Annotated in this window: 6 protein-coding genes and 2 pseudogenes; 6 read left to right on the top strand and 2 right to left on the bottom strand. The window is 70.4% G+C overall.

From position 1 onward, the window contains the following. Positions 1 to 983, bottom strand: a 983-nt coding sequence (locus ACFU7Y_RS37225) for a hypothetical protein (RefSeq protein ID WP_380771008.1), incomplete at its 3' end; no start/stop codon positions are given. A 1,186-nt stretch (positions 984 to 2,169) separates the two neighbouring features. Here ACFU7Y_RS37225 and tpg point away from each other — a divergent pair. The 5 genes and pseudogenes from tpg (at position 2,170) to ACFU7Y_RS37200 (ending at position 6,360) form a co-directional block, all read left to right on the top strand. Further along, positions 2,170 to 2,535: a telomere-protecting terminal protein Tpg gene (tpg, locus tag ACFU7Y_RS37220; protein ID WP_380771007.1), complete on the top strand. Its 366-nt coding sequence runs from the start codon at positions 2,170 to 2,172 to the stop codon at positions 2,533 to 2,535. A gap of 2 nt (positions 2,536 to 2,537) precedes the next feature. Beyond that, positions 2,538 to 2,651, top strand: a pseudogene (locus ACFU7Y_RS37215) (alpha/beta hydrolase); the annotation flags it as partial. Positions 2,652 to 2,835: 184 nt separating this feature from the next. Beyond that, positions 2,836 to 3,312, top strand: a complete 477-nt coding sequence (locus ACFU7Y_RS37210) for a hypothetical protein (protein ID WP_380771006.1) — start codon at positions 2,836 to 2,838, stop codon at positions 3,310 to 3,312. A 107-nt stretch (positions 3,313 to 3,419) separates the two neighbouring features. Then, complete coding sequence (gene fxsT / locus ACFU7Y_RS37205; RefSeq protein ID WP_380771005.1) at positions 3,420 to 5,810, top strand: FxSxx-COOH system tetratricopeptide repeat protein; 2,391 nt, start codon at positions 3,420 to 3,422, stop codon at positions 5,808 to 5,810. Between the two features lie 259 nt (positions 5,811 to 6,069). After that, positions 6,070 to 6,360 (top strand): transposase family protein, encoded by a 291-nt coding sequence (locus ACFU7Y_RS37200; protein WP_380771009.1) that lies wholly within the window; start codon positions 6,070 to 6,072, stop codon positions 6,358 to 6,360. Here the strand turns inward: ACFU7Y_RS37200 and ACFU7Y_RS37195 are convergent. Beyond that, positions 6,338 to 6,496: a hypothetical protein gene (locus ACFU7Y_RS37195; RefSeq protein WP_380771004.1), complete on the bottom strand. Its 159-nt coding sequence runs from the start codon at positions 6,494 to 6,496 to the stop codon at positions 6,338 to 6,340. The two genes, ACFU7Y_RS37200 and ACFU7Y_RS37195, sit on opposite strands and share 23 nt — an antisense overlap. Before the next feature lie 41 nt (positions 6,497 to 6,537). Here ACFU7Y_RS37195 and ACFU7Y_RS37190 point away from each other — a divergent pair. Beyond that, positions 6,538 to 6,684 (top strand): annotated as a pseudogene (locus ACFU7Y_RS37190) (transposase); the annotation flags it as partial. Positions 6,685 to 6,694 lie beyond the last annotated feature (10 nt).

The raw sequence follows: 6,694 nt of genomic DNA, 5'->3' as shown, positions 1-6,694 counted from the left end.
GTGTCGGCGGCAGCCTGTTCCGCGGCCGCCGGGTCCGTCGGCGGCCGCTCGCCCCACCGGGTTGCCGGGCACCGACGATCTTCCTGCGGTACGAGCCGCCCGCAGGGCCGCAGCCCTGCACACCCTCCCGGCCGCCCAGCAGGCCCGACCAGCAGGCCCGAAAGAAGGCCCTGGAAGCCACCGCCCAAGCCGCCGGCTTCACGTCGATGGCGGCGACGATCGGCGCCATTGAGATCTGTCGAGCCGTGCTGCTGCAGAGCAGATCGGCGTCGCGGCGAGCACCGTGAAACGCTGGTGCCGCGCCACCGCGACTCCGTGACGCCACAGACCGCCCAAATGCCACCGTCCCCAGGCGAGAGGCCCTGCCGCTGCGCCCCGGCGCGCGGCACAGCCACGCCGGCGTGGGCGGCGAGGTGGCGGCGGTAGGCGGGGGAGTCGACCGCCGCGGTGTTCGCCGGCTCGCCTGGCCGGGTGGCGGCCAGGACGTGGTCCTCGCCGAGCATCGCGGACACCGCGCCCGGCTCGGGCCCGTTCTCGCCCTGGCGCCAGTGCCCGCCGGCGGGCGGGTTGTAGAGGTAGGGATCGTCCTGGCCGTCGAGGTCGGCCAGGACCCGCAGGCCCGCGCACAGCTCATACAGGTCGAGAACCATCTCACGCGGCGCGGCGGCGGCGATGAGCTCGGCCGACTGCGGATCGGCGTCGGCGGGCACCGGGCGGGGGACGAGCAGCCGCCGCTCGACGCTGCGCACCGCCCGGGCTCCGGCGGCGACTTCCCGTCCGGCGTGCTCGGCCAGCGCTATTGCGGCGGGCAGCGACCCGGCGGAGCCGAACCGAAGTGCCGGGGTGGCGTGGTGGACCCACGCGGGCACGCCCTCGGGGCCGGGGTGGACGGCATAGCCGAAGCCGCCCCGCGGGTGCTCGTCGACGCGCAGCTGGAGGGGGACGGGGCTGTCCGGCAGCGGCAGGGCGGCGGTCCAGCGCACCACCGGCAGGAGGCCCGCGGACCAGGTGCTGCCGTCCGCGGGGTCGCTCTGCTGCCAGGGGCCGCGGTCGGGGACCTGGTGGGTGGCGGCGGCCAGCGCCCAGTCCAGCAGCCGGATCAGGATCTGCTGGCCGTCCTCGGTCAGCTGCTCGCGGTCCGGGCGGAAGTCCCGGGCGGCTTCGTGGTCGATGATCGGCAGGTAGTCGAGCCGGCCCAGGTCCGCGACGTCGACGGGGCACTCGGCCAGCAGCCCCGCGCACCCGGGCGGGTCGAGCGGTTTGCCCCGAAGAAGTCCTCGGCGGCCCGCCGCCGGTTGCCCGTACAGCCGCCCTCATCGTCCAGGAACCCGCTGTCCGGATCGGCCAGTTCGGCGTCCGCGACCTCCAGCGCCCAGACAGCCGCCCGCAATCCGACGTCCTCCACGCGGATCCCGGCCAGCACACACAGACCCTCCCGGGCCGTACCCGGGCGCACCGCGCCCGCCGGACCCGGGTACCCGGCCAGGAACCGCAGCACCACATCCCCGGCCCCAGGCCGCGCCGCCCGCACGGCCCGGCCGGGCCACAGCGCCCGGGTGAGACGCAGCGTGACCCACGGGAGAGCCAGACGCGCCCGCCCCGCCGACAGATTCACCAAGCACCCGCCCTCCACCGCGAACTCCACCGCCCCACCATGGAACGCCCGCCCCGCAAGATGCTCCAGCAACAGCACCCGCCGCAACACCGCCGACAAATCCCCCGCACACGACACCACCCACTCCCGCTGCGCCCGCCCTGCTGCCGCCTCCTGCGGACCGGGTCCGACGGCGCGGCCCCGGGGCGCCGCCCAGGAGTACGTCACCCGTCTCCACCGCGCCGGCCACGGCCCGGTTCCAGTCCCGGACGAACGTCGTGGCCAAGCGGATCCGCCGCTGCGACGCACCCACCGGGTGGAGGACGACATCCTTCGCACCGGCGCTCCACCGCAGACCGGCCACCCCGGTCAGCCCGCCACCGGCCCGCTGGACGGGCAGCAACGCCCGCGCCCACCGCGCCAGCTGCTCCCGGTCGATGTGGACGACGACCTCGTCGGGGCGCGGCGTCACCCGGCCGATGCCGTAGGGGCCGCCGGTGTCGGCCGGTCGGTGTGCTCCGTACTCGGTCTGGACCCATGCGCTCGCCGAGGGCGAGCTGACCGGGGACATCCCCATGACCAAAGCCAACGCGGCGAAGGTCGAGCGGGCGGTTCGGGCGGCGTGGCAGCCGAGGGTGAAGAAGCGGGTGCGCCGCGACGCCGAGCAGCGCGGCTTCATGCTCCACATCCAGGCGACCTTCGGATACAGCGCGGCCGGCGGTAGCACCGACGACCCCCGCCCCCGAATGATCACTCAGAAGATGCCCGGCGACGTCGCCCGGCGGCTGTACGCCACCCGTGACGCCGGAGCCACCCAGGCCCAGCAGGAAGCGATCCTTGCCGAGGCCCTGCGCGACGAGTACTTCAAGGACGGCGGCCGCCGCGCCCGCGGCCTCGACGTCGAGCTCAACGACATCGCCTGGATGGACGTTGAGCTGTAGCACCACCCTCCGGTGGCCCCGTGTCGCCGAATTGTCTGGCCGCCCCCGCGATCGGCGTCCGGCTGGCGGCGGTCGAGCCGCGCATCGCGGCCGCCGGTCTCTTTGCCGGGAGCTTCTGCGGCGGATTCACCAAGACAACGCGGCGGATCAAGACTGAGCCCAAAGGGAGCCAGTGCAGAACACGGCAATCGGCGTTATGCGAAACCGCCGGGTATCGGGACTGTGTTCCGGCACGACTCTGTAAGAATCCCAAGTGCGGCGCTACGGTGCGAACAACATCTGCGACACGAGGAGGGCAGGATGCTAGATCAGGTGTTGACCGCGCTGGCTGCGTCCGGCGGTACGGCAGTGGTGACAGCGGCAGGGACGGACGCGTGGGCTGGATCGCGGCAGGCGGTGGCGCGCTGGTTCGGTCGGGGCGACGCGCAGCGCGAGCAGGCCGAGCTGGAGCGCCTGGACCAGACCGAGGCGGCCCTGCAGTCCGCAGTCCCCGCCGAAGCCGAGCGGACCCGGATCCGCCTGGAAGCGTCCTGGCAGGCCCGCATCGAGGCAGCACTGGAAAGCCTGAGCGAAGGCGAGCGTGACCAGGCCGCCGACCAGCTGCGCGACCTGCTCGCGCAGCACGCCTCGCAGGGCGCCGCGACTGCAGGGACGGGCGGCCTGGCCGTGGGCGGCAATATGGATATTCGCGCAGACAGCGGCTCGATCGCGGCTGGGGTAATCCACGGAGGAGCGCACATTGGCACCCCTCCAGTGCCGGATCCGTCCCAGGGCTGAACGGACCGGCCACTACCAGCCCATCGCCCACCGAGACGCCTCTCACACTTCAACGGCTGGGCAGCGTCACCACCCACGCCCGCGACGGCAGCCTGGCGGTCGGCTATGTGGCCGACGGGGGCCACGTAGCCTACTTCGCCGCCCCACGACCTGCGGTGACCTGGCCCCACCAGGTCGGAGTGTTGCCCCGACAGGCTGACTCCTTCCAGGACCGGGCAGCCGTCGAGCAGTTGGATCAGGCGCTGGCATGCGGGGGCATGGCGGTGCTGTGCCAGGTGCTGGCCGGCATGGGCGGGGTCGGCAAAACTCAGCTCGCCGCTCACCATGCCCGCCAGGTATGGGCCAGGGGCGGTGTGGATCTGCTGGTGTGGATCAGCGCCACCACTCGTGAGGCGGTCATTTCGGCCTACGCCCAGGCCGCCGCCGAGGTACTCGGGGCCGACCTTGCCGACCCGGAACGGGCTGCCCACGCTTTCCTGGCCTGGCTGGAGCCCAAACCCGGTACCACCCAGCGCCGCTGGTTGGTCGTGCTCGACGACGTCGCCAGCCCTGCTGACTTGCGAGGCCTGTGGCCGCCTGCCAGCCAGCAGGGTGGTCGTACCCTGGTCACTACCCGCCGTCGCGACGCCGCCATGACCAGCAGCGATAGGCTGCTGGTGCCGGTGGGCTTGTTCACCCCTGACGAAGCCGTCGCCTACCTGACAACCGTGCTAGCCGCCCACGGCCGTTTGGAGCTTCCCGACCAGCTTGCGGCCTTCGCCACCGACCTCGGCCACCTCCCCCTGGCGCTGTCGCAGGCCGTCGCGTACCTCATCGATGCGGACCTCGACTGCGCGGCTTATCGCACCCTGCTGGCCGACCGAGCTCGGACGCTCGCCGACGTACTCCCCGACCCTTCTGGTATTCCTGACGACCAGGACACGACCGTCACCGCCGCCTGGTCACTTTCAATCGACCGTGCCGACGAATTTCCACCCGCAGGCCTGGCCCGTCCGATGCTGCAGCTCACTGCGGTTCTTGCGTCCAACGGCATCCCCTCCTCTGTCTTGGTTGACCCGCCCGCTCTGGCCTACCTCAACGAGCACCGCACAGGCACCGCCGGGCGAGCGTGCCCGGAAGAGGCCACGGCCCTCGACGCATCACGAGTGCTGCGCACACTGCACCGGCTGAGCTTGCTAGACCACACCCCAAGGAACATGCACCAGGCGGTACGCGTTCACCAACTCGTCCAACGCGTCACGCGCGACGCCCTCACCACGCAGCAACGCGACCGGCTTGCCCGCGCCGCCGCCGACGCGCTCATCGAAGCCTGGCCTGAGATCGAGCGTGACACCACCCTTGCTCAGGTCCTACGCGCCAACGCCGAAGCACTCACCCGCCACGCCGAAAACGCCCTGTACCAGGCCGACGGAGCTCACCCATTACTCTTCCGCATGGGCAAAAGCCTCCTAGAGGCCGGCCAACTCGCCGCATCCAGCGAGCACTGGCAATATCTGAGTTGCACAAGCCACGAGCATCTGGGCCCTGACCATCCCGACACCCTCTCCGCTCAGGTCAACCTCGCCTCCTGCCAGGGAAACGCAGGGAATGCCGCTGGCGCCATGGCGAGCAGCGAGCAGGTACTCAAGCGGATGCTGAAGGCACTGGGTCCCGACCACCCGAAAACCCTAAGCGCCCAGCTCAACCTTGCCTACTGGCGGGGTGAGGCGGGAGACGCGTCCGGCGCTGAAACCGCCTTTCAACAACTATTGTCTGATCTCCTGCGAGTGCACGGCCCTGACCACAGCGACACCTTGGCAGCCAAGCACAATCTTGCCTACTGGCGAGGCGAGGCAGGAGATGCAGTCGGCGCCGTAACCGTTCTCGACGAGCTGGTGGAGGACTGCTTGAGGGTCTTCGGATCGGACCATCCTCGAACCCTGGCGGCACAAGCCAACCTTGCTGACTGGCGGGGTGAGGCGGGGGACCAGGCTGGCGCTGTAGATGTCTATACGCATCTACTCAGAGACTGTCAGCGCGTGCTCGGTCCGGACCATCCTCGAACCCTTGCAACCCAAACCAACCTCGCATCCTGGAGGGTGACCGTGGGGGACCTTCCCGGTGCGGAAGCCACTCTCGATCAACTACTTGAACGCTGTCTACGAGTCCTGGGCTCCGACCACCCTGACACGCTGCAGACCCGACACACCATGGCACGGTGCCAAGGTGAGGCAGGGGCGCCGACGCGAGCAGTAACCAGCTTCCAGGGGTTGTTAGCCGATCGCGTGAGAGTGCTGGGAGCCGACCACCCCACCACCCTCAGAACCCGCAGCAACCTTGCTCACTGGCGTGGTGAGGCCGGAGACGCGGCTGGTGCTGCGGCAGACTTCGAACAACTGCTGACTGATCGAAAGCGGGTCCTGGGCGCCGATCATCCTGCCACCCTCGCTACTCGGGAAAGACTCGCCTTTTGGCAGGGAAGGGCGAAGAGCAAGGATGCTCATTTATCGACCGATTGATGAGCAAGATCGGTAAGCGATCTGGCGTATTCGAGGCTTCCGCCGTGGTCAAGTTCCCCTTGGGGACTCATGACCGCGCCCCTGGCCAATTCCGGGCTCTGTCGCTGATCTTGCGACGCTGCCGGCTGCCGGCTGCCGGTGTCAGTGGCAGATGTGACTATGGCTCGCGTGTTCTTCGCGGAGCTTCGAGGTTCTGTTCCCTCATCTCGCTGGTGTCGTGGTGGAGTTGGTCGAGGGGGCTGCGGCCGGGGCGGTCACGATGCATGCGCGGGCCTGCTCGGCGGGTGCGGACCGTCCGCACTGCGGTGGTGCGTCGGACCGGGTGTACGGCCGGCACATGCGACGGCTCGCGGATGCCGCGGTCAGTGGCACCAGTGTGGTGATCGAGCTGCTGGTGCGGCGGTTCAAGTGCCCGAACCCGGCGTGCCGGGCGGTGACGTTGCGGGTGGCCACGTTGATCGGCCGGAAGTTGCGTGCGAACGCTGTCGGGCGGGTGCCCCGGCCGACTCGCCAGCCCGGCGCAGGGGTCAGCGGGCGAGTTCGATGGTGAGGTTCTCGTTCGCGCAGCCGGCGGCGATCCGGTGCATCGCGTCCTGCTCAGTGGTGTTGATGGACAGGCTCCACCGGGTCTTCGCGACGGTCCAGCGCGTGAGGTAGTCGCAGACGGTGCCGCGGCGCAGCGGCACTGGCGCTGGCGCTGGATGCGGCCGCCGGGCAGGTCATGCCCTGCCCGGCCCGCGCACCGAAACCATCGCGGCCGGGACCAGGCCGACCACTGGGCTCGAAGAGCAAGCAGCCCGCCACCCGCTACGACGTGGGCAAGACCGTCAGACGCCCCGAGAGCATCATCGAACGCGACCAGGCCAGACCCTGACGAGGGTCGT

This window comes from Kitasatospora sp. NPDC057542 (assembly GCF_042801945.1).
Lineage (GTDB): Bacteria > Actinomycetota > Actinomycetes > Streptomycetales > Streptomycetaceae > Kitasatospora.
The sequence above is the reverse complement of the archived record's forward strand: the minus strand, read 5'-3'. Positions and strand labels throughout refer to the sequence as shown.